22 protein-coding genes are annotated in these 24,899 nt (G+C 61.8%); 11 read left to right on the top strand and 11 right to left on the bottom strand.

Annotated elements, in window-relative coordinates; genetic code table 11:
• Nucleotides 1–4: 4 nt before the first annotated feature.
• On the bottom strand, nt 5–910 hold the full coding sequence (locus tag QZW03_RS07930; protein ID WP_296509440.1) for a DUF6279 family lipoprotein: 906 nt from the start codon (nt 908–910) through the stop codon (nt 5–7).
• On the opposite strand from QZW03_RS07930, the gene glmU reads away from it, so the two are divergent.
• Complete coding sequence (gene glmU / locus QZW03_RS07935; protein ID WP_296509441.1) at nt 909–2,360, top strand: bifunctional UDP-N-acetylglucosamine diphosphorylase/glucosamine-1-phosphate N-acetyltransferase GlmU; 1,452 nt, start codon at nt 909–911, stop codon at nt 2,358–2,360. The two genes, QZW03_RS07930 and glmU, sit on opposite strands and share 2 nt — an antisense overlap.
• A 2-nt stretch (nt 2,361–2,362) precedes the next feature.
• Nucleotides 2,363–3,130: an ATP-binding protein gene (locus QZW03_RS07940; RefSeq protein WP_296509442.1), complete on the top strand. Its 768-nt coding sequence runs from the start codon at nt 2,363–2,365 to the stop codon at nt 3,128–3,130.
• A 48-nt stretch (nt 3,131–3,178) separates the two neighbouring features.
• Here QZW03_RS07940 and QZW03_RS07945 read toward each other — a convergent pair whose 3' ends face one another.
• Nucleotides 3,179–3,370 carry a hypothetical protein gene (locus QZW03_RS07945; protein ID WP_296509443.1) on the bottom strand — a complete coding sequence of 64 codons (192 nt, stop codon included), beginning with the start codon at nt 3,368–3,370 and terminating at the stop codon, nt 3,179–3,181.
• Between the two features lie 204 nt (nt 3,371–3,574).
• On the opposite strand from QZW03_RS07945, the gene QZW03_RS07950 reads away from it, so the two are divergent.
• Nucleotides 3,575–4,513, top strand: coding sequence for a LysR family transcriptional regulator (locus tag QZW03_RS07950; RefSeq protein WP_296509444.1), 939 nt, complete (start codon nt 3,575–3,577; stop codon nt 4,511–4,513).
• Nucleotides 4,514–4,525: 12 nt separating this feature from the next.
• On the opposite strand, the gene QZW03_RS07955 is transcribed toward QZW03_RS07950, so the two are convergent.
• Nucleotides 4,526–5,017, bottom strand: coding sequence for an Lrp/AsnC family transcriptional regulator (locus QZW03_RS07955; RefSeq protein WP_296509445.1), 492 nt, complete (start codon nt 5,015–5,017; stop codon nt 4,526–4,528).
• A 135-nt stretch (nt 5,018–5,152) separates the two neighbouring features.
• Between QZW03_RS07955 and glmS the strand changes: the two genes are divergently transcribed.
• Together glmS and mobB are read left to right on the top strand one after the other, a co-directional pair.
• Nucleotides 5,153–7,048, top strand: coding sequence for a glutamine--fructose-6-phosphate transaminase (isomerizing) (glmS, locus tag QZW03_RS07960; protein WP_296509446.1), 1,896 nt, complete (start codon nt 5,153–5,155; stop codon nt 7,046–7,048).
• A gap of 6 nt (nt 7,049–7,054) precedes the next feature.
• Entirely contained in the window at nt 7,055–7,576 is a 522-nt protein-coding gene (gene mobB / locus QZW03_RS07965) for a molybdopterin-guanine dinucleotide biosynthesis protein B (protein ID WP_296509447.1), read from the top strand.
• On the opposite strand, the gene sulP is transcribed toward mobB, so the two are convergent.
• Entirely contained in the window at nt 7,573–9,270 is a 1,698-nt protein-coding gene (gene sulP, locus QZW03_RS07970) for a sulfate permease (RefSeq protein ID WP_296509448.1), read from the bottom strand. The two genes, mobB and sulP, sit on opposite strands and share 4 nt — an antisense overlap.
• A 117-nt stretch (nt 9,271–9,387) precedes the next feature.
• Between sulP and QZW03_RS07975 the strand changes: the two genes are divergently transcribed.
• From QZW03_RS07975 to queC, 4 genes are all read left to right on the top strand, one after another.
• A complete protein-coding gene (locus QZW03_RS07975) occupies nt 9,388–10,869 on the top strand; it encodes a DUF4139 domain-containing protein (protein ID WP_296509449.1) in 1,482 nt (493 codons plus the stop codon).
• 53 nt (nt 10,870–10,922) lie between these two features.
• A complete protein-coding gene (locus QZW03_RS07980) occupies nt 10,923–12,509 on the top strand; it encodes a methyl-accepting chemotaxis protein (RefSeq protein ID WP_296509450.1) in 1,587 nt (528 codons plus the stop codon).
• A 203-nt stretch (nt 12,510–12,712) separates the two neighbouring features.
• Nucleotides 12,713–13,210, top strand: coding sequence for a hypothetical protein (locus QZW03_RS07985; protein WP_296509451.1), 498 nt, complete (start codon nt 12,713–12,715; stop codon nt 13,208–13,210).
• Nucleotides 13,211–13,268: 58 nt separating this feature from the next.
• Nucleotides 13,269–14,006, top strand: coding sequence for a 7-cyano-7-deazaguanine synthase QueC (queC, locus tag QZW03_RS07990; RefSeq protein ID WP_296509452.1), 738 nt, complete (start codon nt 13,269–13,271; stop codon nt 14,004–14,006).
• On the opposite strand, the gene QZW03_RS07995 is transcribed toward queC, so the two are convergent.
• From QZW03_RS07995 to gspF, 5 genes are all read right to left on the bottom strand, one after another.
• Nucleotides 13,964–15,787, bottom strand: a complete 1,824-nt coding sequence (locus QZW03_RS07995) for an ABC transporter ATP-binding protein/permease (RefSeq protein ID WP_296509453.1) — start codon at nt 15,785–15,787, stop codon at nt 13,964–13,966. The two genes, queC and QZW03_RS07995, sit on opposite strands and share 43 nt — an antisense overlap.
• Nucleotides 15,788–15,884: 97 nt before the next feature.
• Complete coding sequence (locus tag QZW03_RS08000; RefSeq protein ID WP_296509454.1) at nt 15,885–16,124, bottom strand: hypothetical protein; 240 nt, start codon at nt 16,122–16,124, stop codon at nt 15,885–15,887.
• Between the two features lie 92 nt (nt 16,125–16,216).
• On the bottom strand, nt 16,217–17,110 hold the full coding sequence (locus tag QZW03_RS08005; RefSeq protein WP_296509455.1) for a 5'-nucleotidase: 894 nt from the start codon (nt 17,108–17,110) through the stop codon (nt 16,217–16,219).
• 9 nt (nt 17,111–17,119) lie between these two features.
• Nucleotides 17,120–17,932: an SPFH domain-containing protein gene (locus tag QZW03_RS08010; RefSeq protein WP_296509456.1), complete on the bottom strand. Its 813-nt coding sequence runs from the start codon at nt 17,930–17,932 to the stop codon at nt 17,120–17,122.
• A 15-nt stretch (nt 17,933–17,947) separates the two neighbouring features.
• A complete protein-coding gene (gspF, locus tag QZW03_RS08015) occupies nt 17,948–19,165 on the bottom strand; it encodes a type II secretion system inner membrane protein GspF (RefSeq protein WP_296509457.1) in 1,218 nt (405 codons plus the stop codon).
• Between the two features lie 239 nt (nt 19,166–19,404).
• On the opposite strand from gspF, the gene QZW03_RS08020 reads away from it, so the two are divergent.
• Together QZW03_RS08020 and QZW03_RS08025 are read left to right on the top strand one after the other, a co-directional pair.
• The gene (locus QZW03_RS08020) at nt 19,405–20,337 is read left to right on the top strand and encodes a triacylglycerol lipase (RefSeq protein WP_296509577.1); all 933 of its coding nucleotides are present in this window, start codon (nt 19,405–19,407) and stop codon (nt 20,335–20,337) included.
• Nucleotides 20,337–21,329, top strand: coding sequence for a lipase secretion chaperone (locus QZW03_RS08025; protein ID WP_296509458.1), 993 nt, complete (start codon nt 20,337–20,339; stop codon nt 21,327–21,329). The genes QZW03_RS08020 and QZW03_RS08025 overlap by 1 nt, the downstream gene beginning before the upstream one ends.
• A 97-nt stretch (nt 21,330–21,426) precedes the next feature.
• Here the strand turns inward: QZW03_RS08025 and QZW03_RS08030 are convergent, their stop codons facing one another.
• The gene (locus QZW03_RS08030) at nt 21,427–22,815 is read right to left on the bottom strand and encodes an ATPase, T2SS/T4P/T4SS family (RefSeq protein WP_296509459.1); all 1,389 of its coding nucleotides are present in this window, start codon (nt 22,813–22,815) and stop codon (nt 21,427–21,429) included.
• 8 nt (nt 22,816–22,823) lie between these two features.
• Nucleotides 22,824–24,884, bottom strand: coding sequence for a type II secretion system secretin GspD (gene gspD, locus QZW03_RS08035; protein WP_296509460.1), 2,061 nt, complete (start codon nt 24,882–24,884; stop codon nt 22,824–22,826).
• Nucleotides 24,885–24,899 lie beyond the last annotated feature (15 nt).

Raw genomic sequence — 24,899 nt, forward strand, 5'->3', positions numbered from 1 at the left:
GCGGTCAGCGCTGCATCAGGGCGCGCACATCGGACTCGTAACCTTGCAAGGTTTGCTGCAGTTTCAGGCGCTGTCCGGGCGTCGTGGCGTTGTGCAGCTCGGCCGCCGCCTCACAAAAACCTGTGCGGACCCGCTCGGTGTACTGCTGGAACGCAGGGTCGGGTGACTGCGTGCTGCGTACAAAGAGGGCCCGGACCTCTGCTTGCTGGTGCAGCTCGGTGGCAGGGCTGGCCTTGAGTTCGCGCAGCGTTCGCACAATATCTTTTTGGCGGCGCTGGGTTTCCTGGTATTGCAGGGCGGGGTCAAACTGCGAGGCGGCGAGTTGGGTGCGCAGCAGTTGCTTTTGGCTATCGCTCAGGCGCCCGTAAAAGCCTTCCGCGCGCTCCACGGTCGATTTCAGGCGGCGGTTCAGTCGCTCTTGCGGGCTGCCGTCCAGCCACTCCTCCCGCCACTCCTGGTTGCGCTTGTCCCAAGCGCGGACGAGGTGGTCGAGCTGCGCCACTGTCAGAGTGGGCGCCAGACTGAAAGCCGTGGGCGCGGCGCGGTCTATGACCGCTTGAAAGCGGGTTTCGAGGTAGCGGGAGAGTTGACACACCTGGTCTGCACTCACGGGGCCTTGCGATGCCGCCTGCAAGTTCTTGAGCATGTCGGCAGCCAGGGGCAGTTCTTCTTGCCGGTGCCAGCTTTGCAAAGACTGGAGATCTTTGCGCAGTTTGAGGCTTTGGGGGCTGTCGAGGTCCAAGTAGCCGTCGATCCACCAATAGGCCAGGTCTGGCGCGTTGTTGTAAGCCAATCGCACGGCGCCACAGCCGCTAAGCGCGGTTGCTGCGACTAGCAGGCCGATAATGGCGCACCAGCGCCGGGCAAAAGCCCATGGGCGCAGCAATTTTTCTGGGGTTATAAAAGGCATGGCATTGACTTCCGATTCCTTTCTTTCAAGCGGTGCGCCGGTGTCGGCTCCGGTGGATGTGGTCATTATGGCGGCGGGCAAAGGCACGCGTATGCGCAGCAAAATCCCGAAGGTGTTGCAGCGTTTGGCAGGGCGGCCGCTGTTGCAGCATGTGGTGGAGACGGCAGCCGATCTGCAGGCCCGCAATGTGGTGGTCATTACCGGGCACGGTGCTATCGAAGTTGAAGCAGCGTGCGCAGAATTTACGGGGGCTAGCGCCGGTTTTTCTTTAAATTTTGTGCGCCAGGAGCCTCAGCTGGGTACCGGGCATGCCGTGCAGCAGGCCACCCCCGTGCTGCCGGACGACGGCGTGGTGGTTGTCTTGTCGGGCGATGTGCCCCTGACCCAGTCAGACACGCTGTTTCACCTGATTCAGGCCAGTGGGGGCGACAAGCTGGCCCTGCTGACGCTGGAGCAAAGCAACCCTGCGGGCTACGGGCGGATCGTGCGCGATGCGGGCGGTGCCGTGCAGGCCATCGTGGAGCACAAAGACGCCACCGAGGCGCAACGCGCCATCACCGAAATCTACAGCGGCATCATGGCGGTGCCGGCCCGCCAGTTGAAGGCCTGGCTGGCCCGCCTTGACAACCGCAATGCACAGCAGGAGTACTACCTGACCGATGTGGTGAAGTTCGCTGTGGCCGACGGCGTGGGTGTGGTGGGCCACAAAATTGCCGATGCCGTGCAGGTGGCCGGAGTCAACAGCCCGGTGCAACTGGCTGAGTTGGAGCGGGCGTACCAATTGCAACAAGCCCACCGGTTGATGGAGGAGGGGGTGCGACTGGCGGACCCGGCCCGCATCGACGTGCGGGGCGATTTACTCTGCGCCCATGATGTCAGCATCGATGTGAATTGCGTTTTCGCCGGGCAGGTCAGCTTGGGTGAAGGGGTGTCTATCGGTGCGAACTGTGTCATTTCTAACGCCGTGATCGAGGCGGACGCCGTGATTCACCCCTTCACGCATATTGATGGGGAGAAGTTGGGTGTGCGCGTGGGTAAAGGCGCCTTGATTGGCCCTTTTGCCCGTTTGCGCCCTGGCGCCCAGTTGGGGCCGGAGGTGCACATCGGCAATTTCGTGGAGGTGAAAAACTCCACCCTGGCCGCAGGGGCCAAGGCCAACCATTTGGCGTATCTGGGCGATGCTACGGTCGGGGAGCGCGTGAACTATGGGGCCGGTAGCATCACGGCCAACTACGATGGTGCCAACAAGCACCGCACGGTTATTGAGGCCGATGTGCACATTGGCAGCAACTGCGTTTTGATCGCGCCGGTCACGATCGGCGCCGGTGGCACGGTGGGTGGCGGATCGACCATCACCAAGAGTACCGAGGCCGGTGCACTCAGCGTGGCGCGTGGCAAACAGGCCAGCATCGCCAACTGGAGCCGCCCGGTCAAAAAGCCGAAAGCCTGACCATGGCCGAGCCAACGCCCGATCTTGCCTTGCAGCAGCGCGTGCTTGCGCTGGAAGCCGAGTTGGCGGCCAGCCGTGCCGCTTTGCAGGAATTCACCTACGCGGTTTCCCATGACTTGCGCGCGCCTCTGCGGCATCTGGTGTCTTTTTCGCAGTTGCTGGAAGAAGAGGCCGGGGCGCAGCTACAGGGCGATAGTGCAGAGTTTGTGCGCACTATCCGCACATCGGCCCGGCACATGGGCGAGTTGCTGGACGCGCTCACGGGACTTTCGCGGATTGAAGCGTTGCCTGTGCACATGGAGCCGGTCGCACTGGAGCCCTTGCTGCGCGAGTGTTGGGCCGGCGTGCAAGCCACGGAGCCGCTGGGGGAGGTGCAGCTGGAGTGGCAGGTTCCGGAGGCCTTGACCGTATCGACCGACCGCCACTTGTTGCGCCAGGCTGCGCAAGAGCTGCTGGGCAATGCGCTTAAATTCAGCGCGCTGGCGCAGCCCGCCCGGATTCAGGTCACGGTGTCGGCCGAGCCCGGTGACGACATCGTTTGCCGCATTGCCGACAACGGTGCTGGGTTCAACCCGGCGATGCACAGCAAGCTGTTCAAGGTGTTCGGGCGATTGCACACGACGCGGCAGTTTCCCGGCCTTGGCGTGGGTTTGCTCACGGCCCGCCGTCTGCTGGCCAAGACCGGTGCCCGGTTGACGCTGGATGCCACGCCGCCGAGCGGGGCCGTGGCCGAAATCAAATTCCCCCGGGCAACAAAAAACCCGGCCTGAGCCGGGTGGGTTTCTAGCCGGGCCACCGCAGGGCGGCCGGACGTGGAATTACCACTTTTTGATCTTGTCCAGCGCTTCGAATGCATCGGCAGTGTTGCTGCTCTTGGATTCGGTGGCCTTGGCAGTTGCTGCGGGCTTCTCGCTGGTCTTGGTCACGGCGGCAGTTTCCTGGGCCATGGCGTGACCCGCGAAAGCGGTGGCCAATGTGAAGGCGATGGTGGCGATAGTGGTCTTGTTCATGATGAAGTTCCTTTCCAAAGTTGAAGATTCCGCTGCGGCGGGTTTCAGTCCGTCTGAACAGCATCGAGGGGGCGTTGAATGCTTGCGTCTCGTCGATGGGATGAACTGTAAAATTTCTGAAACCAAAGATGAACAATCAAAATAGCATTGCTGCGTTGCTGAAATAGAAGCAATCTACCGGTGTCAAACCGCTAAAGTGCCCCCATGGATCGTTTGCAATCAATGCGTGTGTTTCAAAAAGTCATCGACGAAGGTGGCTTTGCCGCAGCGGCGCGCGCGCTGGAAATGTCGCCGGCGGTGGTGACCCGTCTGGTCGCTGACCTCGAAGAGCATCTGGGGACCCGGTTGCTGCACCGCTCCACACGGCGGGTCTCTTTAAGCGAGGCGGGTGAGGCCTATCTGGCCCGGGTGCGCGCCATCTTGCAAGACATTGACGAGGCCGATGCGATTGCCCACCTCCACACCCAGGAGCTGTCGGGCGAGCTCAATATTTTGTCCACCCCGGTGTTGGCCACCTATGTGCTGGCGCCTTTGCTGGCCGGCTTCAGGGCGCAGTACCCCAAGATCAATCTGCACGTGCAGGTGGAGTCATTCGAAGAGCCCCCGGTAGAAGCCCACGACGTGACCTTGTTCACCGCCGACGAAGCGTTTGACGGGACGATCGTTGCGCGCCGGATCGCCTCCACCCGGGGCATTCTGGTGGCGACCCCGGGCTACCTGGGCCGCAAGGGGGTGCCTGTCAGTCCGGCTGATCTGGTCAACCACCATTGCCTGGAGCTCAAAGGTGGCATTGCCCGGCACCGGCGATGGCATTTACTCAATGAGCGTGACCTGTCGGAGTCGGTGGACCTCAATCTCACGCCGGTTATCAGCTCCAACCACATTGAAACGCTCATCGCCGCTACGCTGGACGGCGCCGGAATTACGGCCTGCACGGTGGAGTTGGTGGCCCCGTTTTTGGCTAGCGGGGACTTGGTCCGGGTACTGGCGCCCTGGGTTGCCGGTCAGCTGCATTTGTATGCGGCATTGCCCAGCCGGCAGTATTTGCCCCGGCGTACCCGCGTGTTCCTGGACTATTTATCGGAACAAACAGCCTTGATGCTCGCCGGCGCACAGGATGCCTGTGGCGGCCAGTGTCTGTAAGCCGAACAAGCGTTAGCGGGTGTGCGGAAGGGGGAGTTCCGCCCCGAATTTGCTCCGTAGTACGCTGAAAAATGCCTTCACGTTCCGCACATTGGCATCGCTGGTAAATAGGCGCTGGGTCATGGCGTGGTAGTCGGGCATGTCTACTGCGTGCACGATCAGGCAAAAGTCCGGACCCGGTGAGACCCGGTAGCACTGTTGAACAGCAGCTTCCTGCTGCACTTTGCGTTCAAAGGCTTCGAGCGATCCGCTGTCTTGCTTGTCCAGGCTCACTTCCACAATCGCGGTGAGTCCATGCCCCAAGTGCGCCGCGACTTTTTGCGGGTTCAGGACGGCGATTTGTCTTTCAATCAACCCGCTATCGCGCAGACGCTTCACACGGCGCAGACAGGTCGGCGCCGAGGTGTGAACCTTGTCGGCCAGCGCCTGGTTGCTGAGTGAGGCATCTTTTTGTAGTTGATCCAGAATCCAAAGATCAACAGCATCAATATCTATTTCTTTCATAAATACATCATTGGTGAAATAAAAATATACATGCAGCGCATGGTGGAATTTTCTTTCATAAGTGACTGAAATTCAATCGCTAATTTCTCATCAAAACTCTACGATCGCTCCCATTGATTCATTTGGAGGTTTCTTATGTGCGGCATCGTCGGCGCGGTTTCTACCCGCAACATCGTTCCAGTGTTGGTCCAAGGCTTGGAGCGCCTCGAATACCGGGGTTATGACTCCTGCGGTGTGGCGGTCTACGGCCAGGGCGCAGAGGGTGGTTTGCGCCGGGCGCGCAGTACATCGCGCGTTTCAGAGCTCATGGAGCAGGTGGCCGCGGGTGATGTGCAAGGCCACTTGGGCATCGCGCACACCCGGTGGGCAACCCACGGAGCTCCCGTCGTGCAAAACGCGCACCCGCATTTCAGCCACGGAACCGGCGTGGACGCCGACAGCAAGCCCGGGCGCGTTGCATTGGTTCACAACGGAATTATTGAAAACCATGACGAACTCCGCGCCTCGCTCAAGGCCAAGGGCTATGTGTTCCACAGCCAGACCGATACCGAAGTCATTGCCCATTTGATTGACAGCCTGTACGACGGCGATCTGTTTGAAGCGGTCAAGGCGGCGGTGCTGCAACTGCATGGCGCCTACGCGATTGCCGTGTTTTGCAAAGATGAGCCGCAGCGCTTGATCGGTGCCCGCGCGGGCTCTCCCTTGATCTTGGGAGTGGGGAAAGACGGTCAGGAGCATTTTCTTGCCAGCGATGCCATGGCATTGGCCGGCGTGACGGACCAGATTGTCTATCTCGAAGAGGGTGACGTGGTCGACATGCAGCTTGGCAAATACTGGCTGGTCGACAAGGCGCACAAAGCCGTGTCGGCGGCACAGCGGCCGGTCAAAACAGTCGTGGCCCACAGTGGCGCTGCAGAGCTGGGGCCCTACCGCCATTACATGCAAAAGGAAATTTTCGAGCAGCCCCGCGCCATTGCGGACACGCTGGAAGGTGTGGAAGGCATCGTGCCGGAGCTGTTTGACCAACAAGCCAATCACGCGCCCGGTGCCAATGCTGCCCGTGTGTTTCAGCAGATCGACAATGTTTTGATCTTGGCCTGCGGCACCAGCTACTACAGTGGCTGCGCTGCCAAGTACTGGATCGAGAGCATTGCCAAGATCCCCTGCAATGTTGAGGTTGCCAGCGAGTATCGCTACCGGGAGTCGGTCCCCAACCCTAACACCCTGGTGGTCACCATTACCCAGAGTGGTGAAACCGCAGATACCTTGGCCGCCCTGCGCCATGCGCAAAGCCTGGGCATGGTGCACACCCTGACCATTTGCAACGTCGCCACCAGCGCCATGGTGCGGGAGTGCAGCCTGGCCTATGTGACACGCGCGGGGGTGGAAATCGGTGTGGCGTCCACCAAAGCGTTTACGACCCAGCTGGCGGGCTTGTTTTTGCTGACTTTGTGCCTGGCGCAAGCCAAGGGCCGCCTGAGTGATGCCGACGAGGCGCGCCACCTCAAGGCCATGCGCCACCTACCTGCAGCGCTGCAAGCGGTGCTGGCGCTGGAGCCGCAAATCATGGCGTGGGCGGACGACTTTGCCAAAAAGGAAAATGCCCTCTTTTTAGGGCGCGGTCTGCACTACCCGATCGCCCTGGAGGGGGCGCTCAAGCTCAAGGAAATCACCTACATCCATGCCGAGGCCTACGCTGCCGGCGAACTCAAACACGGGCCCTTGGCCCTGGTGACCAGCGAGATGCCGGTCGTCACCGTGGCGCCAAACGACACCCTGCTTGAAAAGCTCAAGAGCAATATGCACGAAGTGCGCGCCCGTGGCGGAGTCTTGTATGTGCTGGCTGATGCCGATACCAAGATCGAGAGCGGAGAAGGCCTGCACGTGATCCGCATGCCTGAGCATTACGGTGAACTGTCGCCTTTGCTGCATGTGGTGCCTTTGCAATTGCTGTCGTACCACACGGCCTGCGCCAAGGGGACCGACGTCGACAAGCCACGCAACCTGGCCAAGAGCGTGACGGTCGAGTAAGCCGAGATGCGCTTTTTTGGCATTGCCGGTTACTCGGGGATGGGCAAGACCACGCTCTTGGAGCGCCTGATTCCAGAGCTCACCGGTCGGGGGTTGCGGGTTTCGTTGATCAAACACAGCCACAAAGCTATTGAGATCGACCGGCCCGGCAAAGACTCTTTCCGGCTGCGTGAGGCCGGCTGCACCGAGGTGCTTTTGCTGGGGCGCGATCGTTGGGCGCTGATGCATGAGCTGCGGCGGCGCCCCGAGCCCTCACTCGATTACTTGCTGGACCGCCTGCAAGACTGCGACCTGGTGCTGGTGGAAGGGTTTAAAGAGGGCGACTTTCCTAAACTGGAGGTGTGGCGCAGCAGCGAAGGCAAACCCACGCTCTGGCCCCAATGGCCGGGGATTGCCGCCATTGCCAGCGACTCGCGGCCCGGCTTGCAGGGTGTCACGGTTCTGGACCTGCAAGATGTGCCGCGCATTGCCGACTTTGTGGTCGAGCACGCGGCCCTGCGCAAGCCTGTGCCGGTGTTCGCGTCCTAGATAGACAATGCCGCGTCCGTAGAACCTTGTGTTTCGGACTGCAAGGCGCGGTAGGCCTCGGGCACGGAGAGGAAAACCTGTCCCGTGAGCTGGGTCCACAAGGGGGTGTGAATCAGCCTGTCCTGCACCGGACCTTTGATTTCGGCAAAGTGCATCCGGATGCCGCGATCCTGCAGATCGCGGTTGGTGGCGGTCAAAACCTCCATGGCGGAGGTGTCCACCCGGTTCACGGCCGTCATGATCCAGACCACGTCCCGCGTGTCCGGCGCACGGCTGAGCTCCAGACTCAAGCGCGTTTCAATAGCCTGCAGGTTTCCGAAAAACAAGCTTTCGTCAATGCGTAGCATCAGCACATGGGGCAGGGTTTCGGTGGTGTAGCGCTCCACATTCCGAAACGACTGGCTTCCGGGTAAGCGCCCCACCACGGCAATGTGGGGCTTGGTGGTGCGCCACAGCAGGGTGACCAGCGACAGGCCGATTCCCACGGCAATACCGACCTCTAGGCCCAACACCAGAACGCCGAGTGCCGTGCCCAGCCAGGCCACGGCGTCTGCGCGGTCATAGGTCCACGCTTGCCGCAGGGCCTTGAAATCCATCATGCCCCATGCAGCCACCATGATGCTGGCGGCCAAAACGGCCAGCGGCAGCCGAGACAGCCATTGCGTGCCTGCTAGGAGCACCAGCACCATGCTGAGCCCGGAAACCACACCGGCCAGCGGCGTCTGCGCACCGGCGCTGACATTGATAGCAGAGCGGCTGAGCCCGCCGCCGACCGGCATTCCGCCGCTGAAAGCAGCGGCCACATTGGCAGCACCCAAACCCAGCAACTCGCGGTTGGGGTCGATATGCTCTCTGCGCTTGACGGCCAGTGCCTGCGCCATCGTGATGCACTGAACCATGCCGATGAGAGAAATCAGTAGCGTCGGACCCGCCAGCGCCTGCAGGGTCGCGGTGTCCGGCAGCGCAAACGACTGGAGCGCTGCATCCAAAGGAATCGCGCCAACCACCGCCACACCGTTGCGGGTGTCTAGCGCCAGGCCCGTAACGGCCAAGGTGCCCAGCATGAGTACCAGCAAGGGAAACAGCCTTTGCCACACCGGCCAACGCTGAAGACTGGTGCGGGCAAGGGCTAGCGCCAGCACAGAAGACAGCCCGAGCGCAAGCGTTGCCCCATTGATACTCGACCCGTTGGTCCACAGGCTTTCAAAGAATTGCCAACTGGAGCGCCCTTGCGTCTCCAGGCCCGTGACAAAGCGAAGCTGGCTCAACATGATCAACACGGCCGACCCGGACACAAAGCCACTCACCACAGGCCGGCTGAGCAATTGCGACAGAAAGCCGAGTCGTGCGAGACCGCATGCGGCAATGAGCAAGCCCGAGCCCAGGCTCAGCCACATAGCGAGTTGCAGGTAGAGGGCGCTGCCCGGTGCAGCCAAGGGGCTGAGCACGCTGAATGTCATGATGGCGGTAATGGCCACCGGCCCGACCGCCTGCACCATGCTGCTCCCCAACAGGGCATACGCGATGGCGGGCAATATGCTGACAAACAAGCCTGCTTGGGGCGGCAAGCCGGCCAGCAGCGCATAGGCCAGGCTCTGCGGGATGACCATGATGGTGACCACCACACCTGCTAGCAGGTCATCGCGCAAGTGGTGGCGTGGGTAGTTGCGTATCCAATCGGGTATCAGGTCCATGCCCGATGCTAACCCGCGCTGACAGACCGCCACATTTCGGCAACACAATGCAAATACGTCAGCCGCAAGATGGACTCTGGCGTTGAGCGTTTATTGTTTCTCTACTCAAGGAATTTCATGCGAGCACCTTTCCCCTTTGCCAGTGGCGTCATTTTGCTGGCAGTGGCACTCTGGCCTTCTGCCCAAGCCCAAGCCCAACCCCAACCCCAACCCCAACCCCAACCCCAGGAGGTGCGCAGCCAGCTTGCTGACCAGCAGGAGGTGGCCGTCACCATCTACAACGACAACCTCGCTTTGGTGAAAGATGTCCGCAAAACACCTTTGCGGCCCGGTGCCTTGGCCTTGGCGTTTCGCGATGTCAGTGCCCGCATGCGGCCTGAAACCGCACTGCTGCGCAGTCTGACAGCGCCCGGAACGCTGCGCGTGCAGGAGCAGAACTTTGATTTTGACTTGCTCACGCCGCAAAAAATGCTGGAGAAATATGTCGGTCGGCAAGTCAAGGTGGTGCGCACCCATCCCACCACCGGTGCAGAAACGGTGGAGGTGGCGACCGTCCTGTCCGCAAACAACGGGATCGTGCTGCAAATCGGACAGCGGATCGAAACCGGTGTGCCCGGGCGACTGGTGTTCGATGATGTGCCCCCCAATTTGCGGGACCGCCCCACACTGGTCATGAACCTGCAAAACGCCGGTCCTGCGCAGCAGGATGTGGAGTTGAGCTACCTGACCGGCGGACTCGCCTGGCGGGCCGACTATGTGGTGGAACTCAACGCCGCGGACGACGCGCTCGACGTCTCCGGTTGGGTCACCCTGACCAATACCAGCGGAGCAACCTACCGCAACGCGAAATTGCAACTGGTGGCGGGCGATGTGAACCAGGTTGCGCCGGAAATGGCACCACGCGGTCGCCCTGTGCTCATGGCGGCGCAGGCCGTGGCAAAGGCCGACACTGGCATGGTTGAGGAGGCGCTGTTCGAATACCACCTCTACAGCCTGGACCGCCCCACCACGATTGCCGAAAACCAAACCAAGCAAGTGGCTTTGCTCTCGGCCGCCGGGGTGCCGGCCCGCAAAGAGCTGGTGTTGGAAGGCGGTGACTTCTATTACCAGGGCCCATCGGGCGACCTCGGGCGCCAACTCAAAGTGGCGGCGTTTCTGGAGTTCGACAACAAAGAGGCTTCCCGCCTGGGCATGCCCATGCCCAAGGGGGTGGTGCGTGTTTACAAAAAGGACCGCAGTGGCAATGCGCAGTTCATCGGTGAAGATCGCATTGACCACACTGCCCGCAATGAAAAAATTCGCCTGAAGCTGGGCAATGCGTTCGATGTCACGGCGGACAAAAAGCAGACCGACTTCAAACGGCTCCCGAACACCGGCAAGTTCGGCTTTGTGTCGGAAAGCGCCTACGAAATCGTGCTGCGCAATGCCAAAAAAGAGGCTGTCACCGTCACGGTCAAAGAACCCATTCCCGGCGATTGGCAAATGCTCAGCTCCAGCATGCCGCACACCAAGGCCTCCTCCAGCATGGCTGTCTGGCAGGTGACAGTTCCTGCGGAAGGCAAAGCTGTTTTGACTTACAAGGCTTTGGTCCGGTATTGACCCCAGCAGAGGTTTGTCGGGATACTGCGGCTTCCATTTCCGGGACACCGCTTATGAAGTCTTTCAGCATCGCCCTCAAACTGTGGCTGCCCGCTATCTCCGTCAGCATTGCGTTGGTAGCTATGGCGGGTGGCTCCGCGGTCCGGACCATCCGGTCGCAGGCCATGACGGTGGCCGAGCAATCCGAGCAGCAAAGCAAGCTGGAGATGAGTGCCCGCTGGTACGGTGTGGCCCAGGCGCAGGCCCTGCGGGGCATCGGGGCCGCACTGACCTCGGACGCGGCGGCCGCGCAATTTCTGCTCTCAGGGCGGGATGCCGCCACCCAGGAAGAAAACCGCCTGGAAAGTGAGCTCGGGCGGCTGATGCAAAGTGCCCCTGAGCGCGCCGCACTGGAGGCGGTGCAAGCCAAAGCCCAGACCTTGAAAGCCGCTCTTGCCAAAGCCGACGCGCTCAAGGCGGCCGGGGATATGCAGGCGGTGCTGGCACATATTCAAAATGTCACCCAGCCTGAGTTGATGGCTTTTCTGGCGGCTCAGCAGGCCATGGTCAAACTCACCGAAGAGGGAGCCACTGCCTTGCGCGACAAGGCCGGTGCTGAGCGCATGCGCACGGTCTGGTCGGTGGCGGGCATAATGGCCTTGATTGTGGTGCTGATCTCTCTGGGCACCCGTTTGTTGCAGCGCAATGTGTGCGACCCGCTGGACGAAGTGGTCCGCGTGGCCACCGCCATCGGCAACGGGAACCTCGATGTCCGTATCCACACCGAGCGCAAAGACGAAATGGGCGATGTATTGCGTGCACTGGCCCACATGACCCGGTCGCTGGCCGAGCTGGTGGGGCAGGTGCACAAATCCACGGGCAGCATCACGGTGGCCAGTTCGGAAATTGCGCATGGCAACCAGGACCTCTCCAACCGCACGGAAACCACGGCCTACAACCTGCAGCGCGCGGCATCGTCTATGTCGCGGCTGAACGGTTCAGTGCAGCAGTCGGCCGAAGCAGCGCGCCAGGCCAATGCCATGGCCGGTTCTGCCTACACAGTAGCGGAGAGTGGCGGGACTTCGGTGTCGCAAGTGGTGAGCACCATGCATGAGATTCATGGGTCGTCCCGCAAAATTGTGGACATCATCGGCGTGATTGACGGCATAGCATTCCAGACCAATATTCTGGCGCTGAATGCTGCGGTCGAGGCCGCGCGTGCGGGCGAACAAGGGCGCGGCTTTGCTGTCGTGGCCAGCGAGGTGCGGGCCTTGGCTGGCCGCAGTGCTGAGGCGGCCAAGGAGATCAAGTCCTTGATCGGCGGCTCTGTGGCTAATGTAGAACATGGCTCCCGCTTGGTAGATGGTGCGGGCCAGACCATGCAAGAAGTGGTCAGTGCGGTGCAGCGAGTCAGTGGAATCATTGCGGAAATCACAGCTTCCAGTGCGGAGCAGAGTCAGGATATGCAAGAAGTGAATGCCGCGGTGGGTGAGTTGGAGCAAATGACGCAACAAAACGCAGCCTTGGTCGAGCAGAGCGCGGCCGCTGCCGCCTCGCTCCGGGAGCAAGCGGCGCTGTTGGACCAGCTGGTGGGTCGCTTCACTTTGCCGGGTGCCGGCACCGGACCCCACACCATGACGCTGTTGCCGCACGCCGCATAGCGACCCCAATTCGCTGCCCCGGCGCCAGGCCGGAAAAAAAACGCCAGAATGCACCAAAGTGGTGCGATCTGGCGTTTTAGGTTCCCGGCAGCATTTTTTCTCAACTTTTTTAGAAAAAGGCCTAAATAACCCCCTAAATCTGCCGTTAAGAAATGTACGTCAACTCCTAAAAGCAACCGGAGGGGCCGAAAGGTCTACCCAAAATGCAATTGCCAACCATTGAACGAACCCCGAATATGCGCCCCGCCGGCGCAGACGCGGTGTCGTCTGGGGCAAATAGGGTTATCCCAATTGCTCCGGTCAACCCGTCTGTAGGGGCCACCAGTGTGATCGAGTCCACGCCGGATGTGATCGATAAGGTGAACCCCGCCCTCAAACCCCAAAACACCGGCGAGGCGCCCTACCAAAGCGTAGCTGACCCAATGCGCAAAGGCTCGGACGCAGTGGTGGAGAAGGATTGGACTATTCATCGGCCAGCCAAGGAAAAAGTGGAGGATCCTCCGCCCAAGCCTATCTCTCAGGTGCTGATGGATCACCTGAAAACCATGTGGACCGCCAGCGCCAGTGCGGTGCAGATTGAACAGGTCAAAAACCAGCTCACTACGCCGCAGCCGGTGTCCCCGTCTGAAGCTCCGGGGCAATTAGCCAAGCAGGCACTGGTTTACAGCCCCAGCAAAATCAAAAAAACCGAGAGCATGTGAGCTCTGTGTGCCCGGGCTTTGCGTCCGAGTGCGCAACAGGTGCTCTAACATGGCGGGCATGCATACATCCGCACTTGTCCTTTTTTCCGGCGGCCAGGACTCCACCACCTGCCTAGCCTATGCCTTAGAGCGCTACGAGCGCGTTGAAACCATTGCCTTCGACTACCGCCAACGCCATAGCGTGGAGCTAGAGGCCCGCTTGAACGTGTTGCGTGAGCTCAAAGCCCGTTTTCCGCAGTGGGGGAGCAAATTGGGCGAGGACCATTTGCTGGACTTGGCCGTACTCGGTGAGGTGAGCGAAACCTCTTTGACCCGGGACACCGCCTTCAAAATGGAAGCCAACGGCCTGCCCAACACCTTTGTGCCCGGGCGCAATCTGCTGTTCATGACCTTGGCTGCGGCGCTGGCCTACCGCCGTGGTTTGCAGGTGATCGTGACCGGCGTTTGCGAGACCGATTTCTCCGGTTATCCCGATTGCCGGGACGACACCATGAAAGCGCTTCAACTCGCGCTGTCGCTCGGCATGGACCAGCGTTTCCTGATCGAGACGCCGCTCATGTGGATCGACAAGGCCCAAACCTGGGAGCTGGCCCATGCGCTGGGCGAGCGCTCCGGCGAGGCCGGGGGCGGCGATGCCCTGGTCGATCTCGTGGTCGAGCACACCCACACCTGCTACCTGGGCGACCGGACCCACCGCCAAGCGTGGGGCTACGGCTGCGGCAGCTGCCCCGCCTGCGAGCTGCGGGCCAAGGGTTACGCCGGTTTTACCGACAAGATGAAAAGCGCCTCTGCCTGAGCGCCTGCTGCCGGTGTGGCCGTAGCTTCGGCCCGGGGCTCTAGCACCCAGCGTTGGTTGTGAAAGGCGGCGACCCCCGGCCGGTGGGCGATCGACACTAAAGCCCCGCCTTTTTCGGTCACCAGCGTGCACAAGCGTTGGTACAGGGCGGCCTCGGCCGCTTCGTCCAGGGCACTGGTGGCCTCATCGGCAAACAACCACTGTGGCTGTTTGAGCAACACACGGGCAATCGCCAGGCGCTGCTGTTCGCCGCCGGAGAGCTTTTGACTCCAGGCATCCACCATATCCAGAGAGTCCGCCAAATGCGGGAGCAGTGCGTCCCGCAGAGCTTGCTGCAAGGCGGTGTCCGGGTACTGCGTTGCGTGGGACGGGTAGGCCAGCGCGTCGCGCAGCGTGCCGTTGGGGAAGTAAGCACGCTGTGGCAGGAACATGCTGTCTGCCGGCAAGGTCACCGCCCCGTCTGCAAAAGGCCAAATGCCGGCCAGTGTGCGGAACAGGGTCGACTTGCCGCTCCCGGAGGGGCCTTGCAACAAAATGCGGTCCCCCGGCTGCGCGTGCAAGCGGGTGTGCTCCAGCAGCGTGGTGCCGTCGGGGAGCGCAATGCGCAAGGGCGCGGTGTCCAAAGCATCAGTATTTGCTATTGTTTTAGGAGCTGCTTGCGCAGTCTTTACCAGGGCTAGATCCTTAAAAGACTCTTCAAAGCTGGTCAGGCGATCCGTCGTGGCGCGCCAGCTGGCCAAGCTGCTGTAGGTGTCCACAAACCAGCTCAGAGAGCCCTGAACCTGGCCGAAAGCGCCTGAAATCTGGGTGAGTTGCCCCAGCTGGATCGCGCCACTGAAAAACCGGGGTGCCGCCACCACAAAGGGAAACACCACCGCCGCCTGGCCGAAAAAGCTGGTGAACCAGATCAGCCCCTTTTGCGCCTTGATGAGCGCGAGGTTGTTGGCCAGTACGCGGCTGAATCGCTGGGCCATTTGTTCACGCACCACCTGCTCGCCCCGGTCAAAAGCGATGGATTCGCTGTACTCCCGGGCTCGCACCATGTGGTGACGGAAGTCCGCCTCCACGCGCTGCTGCTCGAAGTTGAGTGGAATCTGCTTGCGGCCTATGTAGTGGGTAATCACGCTGCCCACCATGCTGTAGAGCACCGCCATCCACACCATAAAGCCCGGAATGTTGTACTCCTGCCCCGCCAAGGTGAAGGCAAAGCCGCCCGAGAGTGTCCACAAAATGCCCACAAAGCTGGCCAAGGTGACCACGGCATTCAGCAAGCCCATGCTCAGGGAGATGGTGTAACTGGTGAACTGGTTGATGTCTTCCTGAATGCGTTGGTCCGGGTTGTCGGGGTTGGCGCCGTGGGCATGGGCCTGCGGCGTGAAGCGCGCCAGCTCCAGTCGGTAAAAGGCCTGGTGCGACATCCATTTGTGCAGGTAGTGGTCGGTCATCCAGGCGCGCCAGCGCATCTCCAGGAGCTGGGTCAGGTAGAACTTGTAGACCGCAATCACGATGAAGCCGAAGGCCAGGTAAGTAAAACGGCCGAGTTGCTCCCAGAACACTGCGGCATCTTTGTCTTGCAGCGAGTCGTAAAACAGGCGGTTCCAGTCGTTGAACACCACGGCCATGTAGACCAGGGCCAAGTTCAGGGCAATGATGGCCGCCAACATGCCGCGGGCTTTCCATTTGTCTTCCGACGAGAAGTAGGGGGTGGACAAGGCCACCGCCCGCGCAATAAATGCTTTGAAGCCCGCCCATTTGGCGGACACAGATGCCACGAGTGCCATGCAATCAATCTCAGTTGGAGAAGCAAACCCGGCACTGCGCGATGCAATGCAGGGAGCCCACGGGGGATGTTAGCGTCGAAGTGCGCCGGGCCGCTTGCTACAGGCTTTGAAATCCACTCTGGTGAGCGTTGTCAGATAGACCTGGTGCTTCGTCGGTGCTGGTCGTGTCCGGCTGAGCTGTACGAACGATGTCGGCCGTGCGTCGGTAGCCTGCAAAAGCCCATCGCCGCCACGCTTGGGCGTTGGCAGACAGAGGCGCGTCTGCGGCGCTGGTCGCGCTTGCGCCATCACCTTGTCGCGGCTGCTGGTGGGGAATTGCATTGGATGCGTAGGACATGGGCCTCAGAATAGACCTGCCCGCAGTGGATGTCAGCCGGTTTTACATTGCTTTACCAGACTGGTTCCGGCGTTTACATGTTGGAAATATGTTTAGTTGCGCACGCCGCTGGCCACGTGCCCGCTCGGGACATGGCGGGCTGCGGACTCAATATGACCGGTCTGGTCATCAAAAAAGAAGTCCGGCTCGAACTCGCGCAAGAACTCGCCCTTGTCCAGCCCGCCCAGAAACATGGCCTGGTCGACATCGATGTTCCAGTTCATGAGCGTCAGGATCGCGCGCTCGTGGGCCGGGGCGCTACGTGCGGTGACCAGCGCCGTGCGGATGCGGATGTGCGGGATACGCGCCTGCTGCAGGCGGTGCAAGGCCACCAGCAAAGGCTTAAACGGGCCGTCCGGCAGGGGCTGCGCGACCTTGTCCATCTCGTGCTGTTGGAATGCGGTCAGCCCGCTGGTCTGGTAGACCTGCTCGGCTTCATCGCTGAAGAGTACCGCGTCACCGTCGAAGGCAATACGCACTTCGTTGGGGTGCTCGGCGCTGGCGTGGGCGCTGTGGGGGTAAACCTGCGCGGCCGGCACACCGGCGGCCAGTGCGGCACGCACATCGCTCAGGTGGGTGCTGAGAAACAAGTTGGCGTGCAAGGGTTTCAGGTAGCGCCAGGGCGCCTCCCCGCGGGTGAAATTGCCGCGCTGTATGGCCAGGCCGTAGTGCTGCGCCGAGCGGAACACCCGCATGCCCGACACCGGGTCGTTGCGCGACAGGATGACGACCTCCACCCGTTGGTTGTCGGGTTCGTTAAAGGCCAGCAGTTTTTTGACGAGCGAGAACGCCACGCCGGGCTTGGCCGGCACATCGAGCCGCTGGCGTTGCAGCTGCATATAGGCGTGGTCGTCGTTTTGCTCGAAGACCTGGTTTTCTTCTTCAAAATCAAACAGAGCACGGCTGGAAATGGCCACCACCAGCTTGCCGTCGAGGGTCAGTCCCATGAGAGATCCTTATTTCGCATTCACGATGCCCTTGAAGTCATAGGGCACCACAATGGTTTGCACTTTGCCGTTGGCCACGCCTTCAGCAATTTTGAGGTTGGCCATGGCGTTCATGTAGCCGATGGCGCCGGCATTGGCGTTCAGCGCAGCAATGCGCTCGGCCTCTTTCTTGGCGGTTTGCACTTCCACTTCTTTGGTCTTGAGTTCGTTTTGGGCGCGCACCAGTTCGTTGGCGCTTTGCACAATCACGTCCGCCGGGGTGATAGCGCGCACCTGCACCTGGGACACGGTGATTTTGTCGCCCAGCTTTTCTTCGGTCAGGGTTCTGATGATGTTTTCGCGGATCTGCTGCTCCATGAGCGGGCGGTTGTCTGCCATCTTGAGCGACTCGTAGCCGCGTGCCACTTTGTAGGCGGCATTGCGGGCACTGAGTGCCACATAGTTCTGCATCAACAAAATGTCACCACCCTTGTCAGAGAGCCCGTGGAAGGTGCGGTTTTTGGTGGTCCACAGTTCCGACACGGCAGAGGGGTTGACGTTGTAGACCACGGTCATGTCGAAGTCTTTGACGGTGGAGTTGTCAGAGGCCAGGGGCGTCATGTTGTCCACGCCGACCGCCACATCCTGAATCTTGAAGGTGAGTATTTCGCCCACCACCGTCTGGTTGAACGAGCCGGGCAGCCGCTCGGTGGGGTCGACGGTCTTGTCGAAATTCACGCGCAGGCCCACTTCGCCGGTTTCAATCCGGGTGCACGCGGTCAGGCTCAAGGTCAGGGTGCCGGCGGCCAGCAACAGGGGTAAGGAGAGAGTTCGTAAAGACACAGTGCCTCCAGGGGGTTATTTGACGAGCTGGTTGAGTTGAATGATAGGCATGAGCACGGCCAGCACGATCAGCATGACGACTAGGCCCATGGCCACAATCAGCAAAGGCTCCAGCAGGGTGGCCAATTGCAGTGCGCGGCGCTGCACCTCGGTGCGCAGCTGCACCGCAGCGCGGTCCAGCATGTGGGGCAGGCGGCCGGTTTGTTCGCCCAGTCGGGCAAACATGCTCAAGAGCGCGGGAAAGCGCTGGTTGCGCGCCAACGCGCTGGCCAGCGGCGCACCTTCGCGCACCAGGGTCAGGGCTTCGAGGGCGTCGTCCCGCATCGCATGGTTGCTCAAGGTTTCAGCGGCGGCCTGCAGCGCTTTGAGAATAGGAACACCGGCCGCAGCCAACATGGCCAGGGTGCTGGCAAACCGGGCAGCGTTGTAGCTGCGGGACATGCGGCCCAGCACCGGCAGGCGCAGCCAAGCAGCATCCGCTTTAGAGCGAAAAGCGGCGTTAGCCCAGGCAATACGTGCGCCTATAGCTCCTAAAACAATAGCAATCAGCACCAGCCAGCCATAGGACCGCACAGCCTCGCTCAGTGCCAACATGATCCTGGTGAGCAGGGGCAGCGCCTGTTTGGAACCGGCAAACACGTTGGCAATCTGCGGCACCACATAAGCCAGCAGAAACAACACAATGGCCAAAGCCACCAGGCTCACGATGGCCGGGTAAAGCGCCGCGCCCAGCAGTTTGGCAGACAGGTTCTGCTGCTCTTCGAGGTCGTCCGCCAAGCGCTCCAGCACCAGCCCGAGTTGGCCGCTTTGTTCTCCGGCGCTGACCACCGCGACATAGATGGCAGAAAACTCTTTGGGGTGCTGGGCCAGCGAGCTGCCCAAGGGCTTTCCCCCGTTGACCTCGGCACGAATGGTGGCGACTACATCGCGCTGAGCCGGGGTTTCTGCCTCATCGGCCAACGAGCTCAGCGCCCGCTCCAGGGGCAGGCCCGCACTGACCAAGCCGGCCAATTGGCGGGTCCAGACCGCGCGTTGCGTGGGACTGAACGCGCGTGCGCTCCAAGCGCTGCGTGGGGCATCGGTTGCCGCTTCTCCGCTCAGCGCCTGCACCTTTAACGGCACGAGTTGCTGGGCCCGCAAGAGACCGCGAGCGGACTTGGCCGCGTCTGCCTCCACCACCCCGGTGCGGGTTTTTCCATCGGCATCGAGAGCTTGGTAAGAGAAGGCGGGCATGACCCAATGGTAGCGGTGCACCGGTTCACACGGGTTTTCCACCATGACAAAAAAAGCGCTCGCCGTCATACTTCAATAAAAGCACGACCGTGCTATTTTGATGTTCTCCCGACGACACAAGCAGCAGGCAGACCATCACCCGCGACAGCGCCCCCACCCGAGAGGTCGCACCGGTTCTTTTTATTGGCATCCTTTCAACACCATCGACCCTCAGAGGTCCCGAGGAGACAACTATGAAGATGAAGCGAATCGTGGTGGGCTGGCTGGCGGCGTGCGCGCTGTCCATCGGCCTCTTTCCGGTGTCGGCCCACGCAGCGGGCTACACCCAGACCAAGTACCCCATTGTGTTGGTGCACGGCCTGTTTGGCTTTGACAATATCGGCCCCGTGGAATATTTCTATGGCATACCCAGCGCGTTGCGTGCAGACGGTGCGCGTGTCTATGTGGTCCAAGTGTCTGCCGCCAACAGCACCGAGGTGCGCGGTGAGCAACTGCTGACCCAGGTGCGCCAGATTCTGGCAGCGACCGGCGCGGCCAAGGTCAACCTGATTGGCCACAGCCATGGCGGCCCTACCGCGCGCTATGTGGCATCGGTGCGGCCGGACCTGGTGGCATCGGTCAGCAGCGTAGGCGGTGTGAACAAGGGCTCCGCCGTGGCGGACGTGTTGCTCGGGGTAGCCCCTCCGGGAAGCGTGCAGAACTCGGCCCTGGTGTCGGTGACCAATGGCCTGGCCACCATCATCAACTTTCTCTCGGGTGGCGGGGGTAACTCGCAGAATGCACTCGCCGCCGCCCAGTCCCTGAGCACGGCAGGCACCCTGAAGTTCAATGCCAAGCATCCGCAAGGTGTGCCCACCAGTGCCTGTGGTGAAGGCGCTTACAGCGTGAATGGTGTGGCCTATTACTCATGGAGCGGAGCGCAGCCCTATACCAACGTCTTGGATATCGTGGACCCGGCGTTGGCGCTGACCTCGCTGGCATTTGCCGGCGCTAAGAACGACGGCTTGGTCAGCAGCTGCTCGTCACGCCTAGGCCGCGTCATCCGCGACGACTACGCCTTCAACCATTTGGATGAAGTGAACCAGACCGTGGGGCTGACCAATATTTTTGAGACCAACCCGGTCACGATCTTCCGCCAGCAGGCCAACCGCCTGCGTAACGCAGGTCTGTAATGCCTTTGCGCAGAAATGTGCGTACCGGCCTGGCCGGCATGGCACTGGCGCTCAGTGTGGCCGCGGTGTGGTTCGTGGTGCCCGGGCCGGAGGCCTCCGAGCCGCCGCAGTCAGGGCAGGTACCGGGCACCGGCCTCGGTGCACGGTCTCTGGAGGGCACGGTGCCCGACGGGCTCGCCGCACTCCAGGCCGGTGCACTGAATGCCCTTCCCACCGGCTGCCGGGAGACCGGTTGCGGCACCTTGGCCTATGGTGAGCTCAAGCGCCTGTTTGACTACTACCTCAGCACCGTGGGGGAGCAAAGTATTGCGGCTATTACGGCTGAAATTCAGCAAGTCTTGACCCGCAACCTGAGTGCCGGGCAGCTGCCGCAGGCACTGCGCCTGTTGGACCGCTACATCGCCTTCAAGCAAGATATTTTGCGTCTGGAACAGGGGTTCGCGGCCAAAGCGAGTGCAGACCGCACTTTGCGCGCACGCTTTCAAGCCATGCTGGAAATTCGGGCGCGCCATTTCAGTGCAGAAGAGGCACAGGCCATGTTCGGTCTGGAGGACGCACAAGACCTCGATGCGCTGGCGCGCCTGGATGTTGCCAACGACGCGAGCTTGAGCGCCGCTGAGCGCCAGTCGCGATTGCAAGCCATAGACCAGCAGATGCCGAAGACCCTGCGCGAAGAGCGAGATGCTCCGCGCGGCGTGATGCTGTTGGAAGAGCGGGTGGCGGCACTGCGTGGGCAAGGCGCCGGGGATGACGAGATATTCCGCACCCGCGCCAAAGCGCTGGACACGGCCGCGGCATCTCGATTGGCGGCGGTCGATCAGGAAGAGCGTGCATGGCGCTCACGCATGGATGCCTATCTGGCCGAGCGCGCCCGACTGCTGGCGCGCCTAGACAACGCGCCCGAGTCAGAAAAAACCACCGCGCTGGCTGCACTCCAAACCGAGAACTTCAGCGAACTGGAGCGCAAGCGACTGGCAGCCTACGAGCCATAAAAAAAGCCCTCCGGCCCGGGAGGGCGGAGGGCTTAAGCAGGACACCTGGTGCTTAGTTCACGCGGGTGGCACCCGCTGCTGAGCAGGCGATAGCCGCTCAGTCGCGCACGACGCGCAAAAGCTCTTCGCGGCTGGTCAAGCCGCTGCTGACCAGTCGTTCCCCATCCTCACGCAGCGGCACCATGCCTTGCTGCGTGGCAGCCGCGCGGATGTCGGCCTCCGAGGCGTTGTGGTGAATCAGCTCGGCAATTGCATCGTCGGCCACCAGCAGTTCAAACACCCCGGTGCGGCCCAGGTAACCTGTGTGCCCGCACGCCTCACAACCCTTGCCCGCGCAGGTCTTGCAGGTTTTTCGCACGAGGCGTTGTGCCAGCACACCGCGCAATGAGGAGCTCAGCAAAAACGGCTCCACGCCCATGTCGATCAAGCGCGTTACGGCGCTGGCCGAGTCGTTGGTGTGCAGGGTGGCCAGCACCAAGTGACCGGTGAGCGAGGCCTGGATGGCGATCTGCGCCGTCTCAAAGTCGCGGATCTCGCCGATCATGATCACGTCCGGGTCCTGGCGCAGGATGGCGCGCAAGGCTTTCGCAAAGGTGAGTTCAATTTTCGGGTTGACCTGGGTTTGCCCCACGCCGGGCAGCTCGTATTCAATGGGGTCCTCCACCGTCATGATGTTCTGGCGCGCAGCATCCAGCCGGCCCAGAGACGCATACAGCGTGGTCGATTTACCCGAACCCGTGGGGCCGGTCACCAGAATAATGCCGTGCGGCTGGCCTATCAGGCCCTCAAAGCGCCGCAACACATCACCCTGCATACCCACCGCTTCCAGGCTGCGCTGGTCCTGGCTCTTGTCGAGCAAGCGCAGCACCGCGCGCTCGCCGTGGGCGCTGGGCAGGGTGCTGACCCGCACATCCACCGCGCGGGTGCCAATGCGCAGGCTGATGCGGCCGTCCTGTGGCAGGCGCTTTTCTGAAATGTCGAGGTCGGCCATGATCTTGAGCCGCGAAATCAGCGCCGCATGCAGTGCGCGGTGGGCCTGCACCACTTCGCGCAAGGTGCCGTCCACCCGGAAACGCACCGACGAATTGCGCTCATAGGGCTCGATGTGGATGTCGCTGGCGCCATCGCGCGCGGCCTGGGTCAGCAGGGCGTTGAGCATGCGGATGATGGGCGCATCGTCCGCCGTTTCCAGCAAGTCCTCCACGGCGGGCAGCTCTTGCATCATGCGGCTCAGGTCCGCTTCGCCCTGCACCTCGTTCATCACCGTGGCGGCGCTGGACTCGCCCTGGGCATAGGCGGCGCTGATGCGCTGCTCCAGCGACCCGGCTTCCTGCGTTTGCAGGTTGTCGATGCGGTGCTTGCGCATGACCTCCGAAATGGCGGAGGCCGGCGTGCGGCTGTGAACCCACAGGCAGAGGCGACCGGCGTCGTCTTCCAGCAGCAACTGCTGGGTGCGCGCAAAAGCGTAGGGCAGCGGGTAGCGCATGAGCCGGTTCAGGGCGTGGACGGCGCAGGCGCAGACGGTGGCTTGGGCGACAGGGCAGGCAACACCGGCGCTTCATTGATCGGCACCACGGTGCTCACCTCGGGCTGGCCATTTTGCTGGGTGCCGCGCATGAGTTCGTAGCGCTCGTTCGACAGGGCTTGGGTGGCGGTGGCATCGCGCACCACCACCGGCCGCAAGAACACCATGAGGTTGGTCTTTTTGCGGCTGCGCGCCTCGCTCTTGAACAGGTTGCCGAAGAAGGGCACATCGGAAAGGCCGGGCACTTTTTCCTGATTGCCGCCATATTCGTCCTGCAGCAGTCCGCCCAGCACGACGACCGCACCGTCTTCCACCAGCACGTTGGATTCAATGGTGCGCTTGTTGGTGGTCGGCCCGTTGGCCGCATTGACGGTAGAGGCCAGCACGCTGGAGACCTCCTGGAAGATGGCCAGCTTGACCGTGCCGTTTTCGCTGATCTGGGGCTTGACCTTGAGCGTCAACCCCACGTCTTTGCGCTCTATGGTCTGGAACGGGTTCACGCTGCCGGTGCTCGCGCCGGTATTGGTGAACTGGCCGGTGACAAAAGGCACGTTCTGGCCGATCACGATCTTGGCCTCTTCGTTGTCCAGCGTGAGAAGGTTGGGCGTGGACAGCACATTGCCGGCGCCGGTGGCTTCTAAAAAGCGGGCCAGAAATCCGAGCACATAGACGCCGTTGGTCTTGTTGGCCACGCCCAGGTTCAAGCCCTTACCCGGTGTGGCCGTGCCCGAGGCGCCGGCCGTGGCAAGGCTGATGATGTTGTTGCCCCCGCTGCCGAAGTTGGTGCCCAGCAGGCCCACGGCGCTGTCTCCGGCATTGCCCAGCGCGCCTTGCCACTGAATACCGAATTCGGCCGCCTTGTCGGCGCTCACTTCGGCAATCAGGCTTTCTACAAAGACCTGTGCACGGCGGGCATCGAGCTTGTCAATGACGGCGCGCAGCTGGCGGTATTGGGGCTCGCTGGCGGTAATGATGAGCGAGTTGGTGGTCGGGTCGGCCTGAATTTGTCCACCCGTGCTCGGAGCGGCCGCAGCACCCAAGGTCGAGCCACCGGCGGCTGCGGGCGCTGCCGCGCTGGGGGCCGCGCTGGCTGCCCCGCTACCGGACGCACTCATCGCCGCCCGCAGGGTGGTTGCAAGCTGGGTCGCGTTGGCATTCTTCAGGTACACCACATAAATGTTGCCGGCCGCACCATTGCCGCCCGGTGTGGGCTGGTCGAGCTTGTCGATCAGGTTGCGCGCCAGGGCCAGCCGCGCCTGATTGGCCGCCCGCACGATCAAGGTGTTGCTGCGGGGCTCGGCCACCACAGTGGTTTTGAAGCTGCTGTCCACCCCGCCGGCAGCACCGGCCGCAGAGTTTTCCAACAAGCGCAACACCAAGGGCGCGAGGTCGCTGGCGCTGGCATTTTTCAGCGCGATGATTTCCACATCTGTGGCGTTAGGAACATCCAGCGCCGTCACGATGCGGGCCAGGCGCCGCAGGTTGTCGGCGTAATCGGTGATCACCAGTGAGTTGGTGGCCGGATTCACGTTGATGGGGTTGTTGGGGTTGATCAGCGGTCGCAGCACCGCCACCAGGTTGTTGGCGTTCTCAAACTGGAGCTTGATGATCTGCGTCACCAGCTGGTTGCCGGGCGCGTTGGCCATGCCGTTGTCGCTGGAGGCAACACTGCCGCCTATCAGTTTGGCATCAGCCTCGGGCACCACTTTGTCCAGGCCGTCGGATTGCACCACGGCGTAGCCCATAGTGCGCAACACGGCCAGAAAGTGGTTGTAAGCGCGGGCGGGAGACATGGGGCTGTCGGACACCAGCGTCATGGTGCCTTTGACCCGGGGGTCGACCACTACATTGCGCCCGGTCAGGGTGGCCATGGTGCGGGCCACGGCCTCGATCTCGGCGTTGCTGAAGTTCAGGGTGATCGGCTCTCCCCGCTTGGCGGCGGAAGCGGCTACCGGAGCCTGCGCCCAGGCATTCATGCCAAAAGGGCCGTTGGCGCCCGCAAACATTGCGCCAGCAGCTATGAATTGCATAGCAATTGTTTTGGT

This window comes from Rhodoferax sp. (assembly GCF_013297935.1).
Taxonomy (GTDB): Bacteria; Pseudomonadota; Gammaproteobacteria; order Burkholderiales; family Burkholderiaceae_C; genus Allorhodoferax.

Bases quoted from the DNA above. Each gene is read 5' to 3' on its own strand.
- glmU (WP_296509441.1), top strand. From the start codon at position 909: ATGGCATTGACTTCCGATTCCTTTCTTTCAAGCGGTGCGCCGGTGTCG.
- QZW03_RS07945 (WP_296509443.1), bottom strand. From the start codon at position 3,370: ATGAACAAGACCACTATCGCCACCATCGCCTTCACATTGGCCACCGCT.
- QZW03_RS07980 (WP_296509450.1), top strand. From the start codon at position 10,923: ATGAAGTCTTTCAGCATCGCCCTCAAACTGTGGCTGCCCGCTATCTCC.
- mobB (WP_296509447.1), top strand. From the start codon at position 7,055: ATGCGCTTTTTTGGCATTGCCGGTTACTCGGGGATGGGCAAGACCACG.
- QZW03_RS08005 (WP_296509455.1), bottom strand. From the start codon at position 17,110: ATGGGACTGACCCTCGACGGCAAGCTGGTGGTGGCCATTTCCAGCCGT.
- glmS (WP_296509446.1), top strand. From the start codon at position 5,153: ATGTGCGGCATCGTCGGCGCGGTTTCTACCCGCAACATCGTTCCAGTG.
- QZW03_RS07930 (WP_296509440.1), bottom strand. From the start codon at position 910: ATGCCTTTTATAACCCCAGAAAAATTGCTGCGCCCATGGGCTTTTGCC.
- QZW03_RS07955 (WP_296509445.1), bottom strand. From the start codon at position 5,017: ATGAAAGAAATAGATATTGATGCTGTTGATCTTTGGATTCTGGATCAA.
- QZW03_RS08020 (WP_296509577.1), top strand. From the start codon at position 19,405: ATGAAGCGAATCGTGGTGGGCTGGCTGGCGGCGTGCGCGCTGTCCATC.
- gspD (WP_296509460.1), bottom strand. From the start codon at position 24,884: ATGCAATTCATAGCTGCTGGCGCAATGTTTGCGGGCGCCAACGGCCCT.
- QZW03_RS07995 (WP_296509453.1), bottom strand. From the start codon at position 15,787: ATGGCACTCGTGGCATCTGTGTCCGCCAAATGGGCGGGCTTCAAAGCA.
- QZW03_RS07940 (WP_296509442.1), top strand. From the start codon at position 2,363: ATGGCCGAGCCAACGCCCGATCTTGCCTTGCAGCAGCGCGTGCTTGCG.
- gspF (WP_296509457.1), bottom strand. From the start codon at position 19,165: ATGCCCGCCTTCTCTTACCAAGCTCTCGATGCCGATGGAAAAACCCGC.
- QZW03_RS08030 (WP_296509459.1), bottom strand. From the start codon at position 22,815: ATGCGCTACCCGCTGCCCTACGCTTTTGCGCGCACCCAGCAGTTGCTG.
- queC (WP_296509452.1), top strand. From the start codon at position 13,269: ATGCATACATCCGCACTTGTCCTTTTTTCCGGCGGCCAGGACTCCACC.
- QZW03_RS08025 (WP_296509458.1), top strand. From the start codon at position 20,337: ATGCCTTTGCGCAGAAATGTGCGTACCGGCCTGGCCGGCATGGCACTG.
- QZW03_RS08000 (WP_296509454.1), bottom strand. From the start codon at position 16,124: ATGTCCTACGCATCCAATGCAATTCCCCACCAGCAGCCGCGACAAGGT.
- sulP (WP_296509448.1), bottom strand. From the start codon at position 9,270: ATGGACCTGATACCCGATTGGATACGCAACTACCCACGCCACCACTTG.
- QZW03_RS07950 (WP_296509444.1), top strand. From the start codon at position 3,575: ATGGATCGTTTGCAATCAATGCGTGTGTTTCAAAAAGTCATCGACGAA.
- QZW03_RS07985 (WP_296509451.1), top strand. From the start codon at position 12,713: ATGCAATTGCCAACCATTGAACGAACCCCGAATATGCGCCCCGCCGGC.
- QZW03_RS07975 (WP_296509449.1), top strand. From the start codon at position 9,388: ATGCGAGCACCTTTCCCCTTTGCCAGTGGCGTCATTTTGCTGGCAGTG.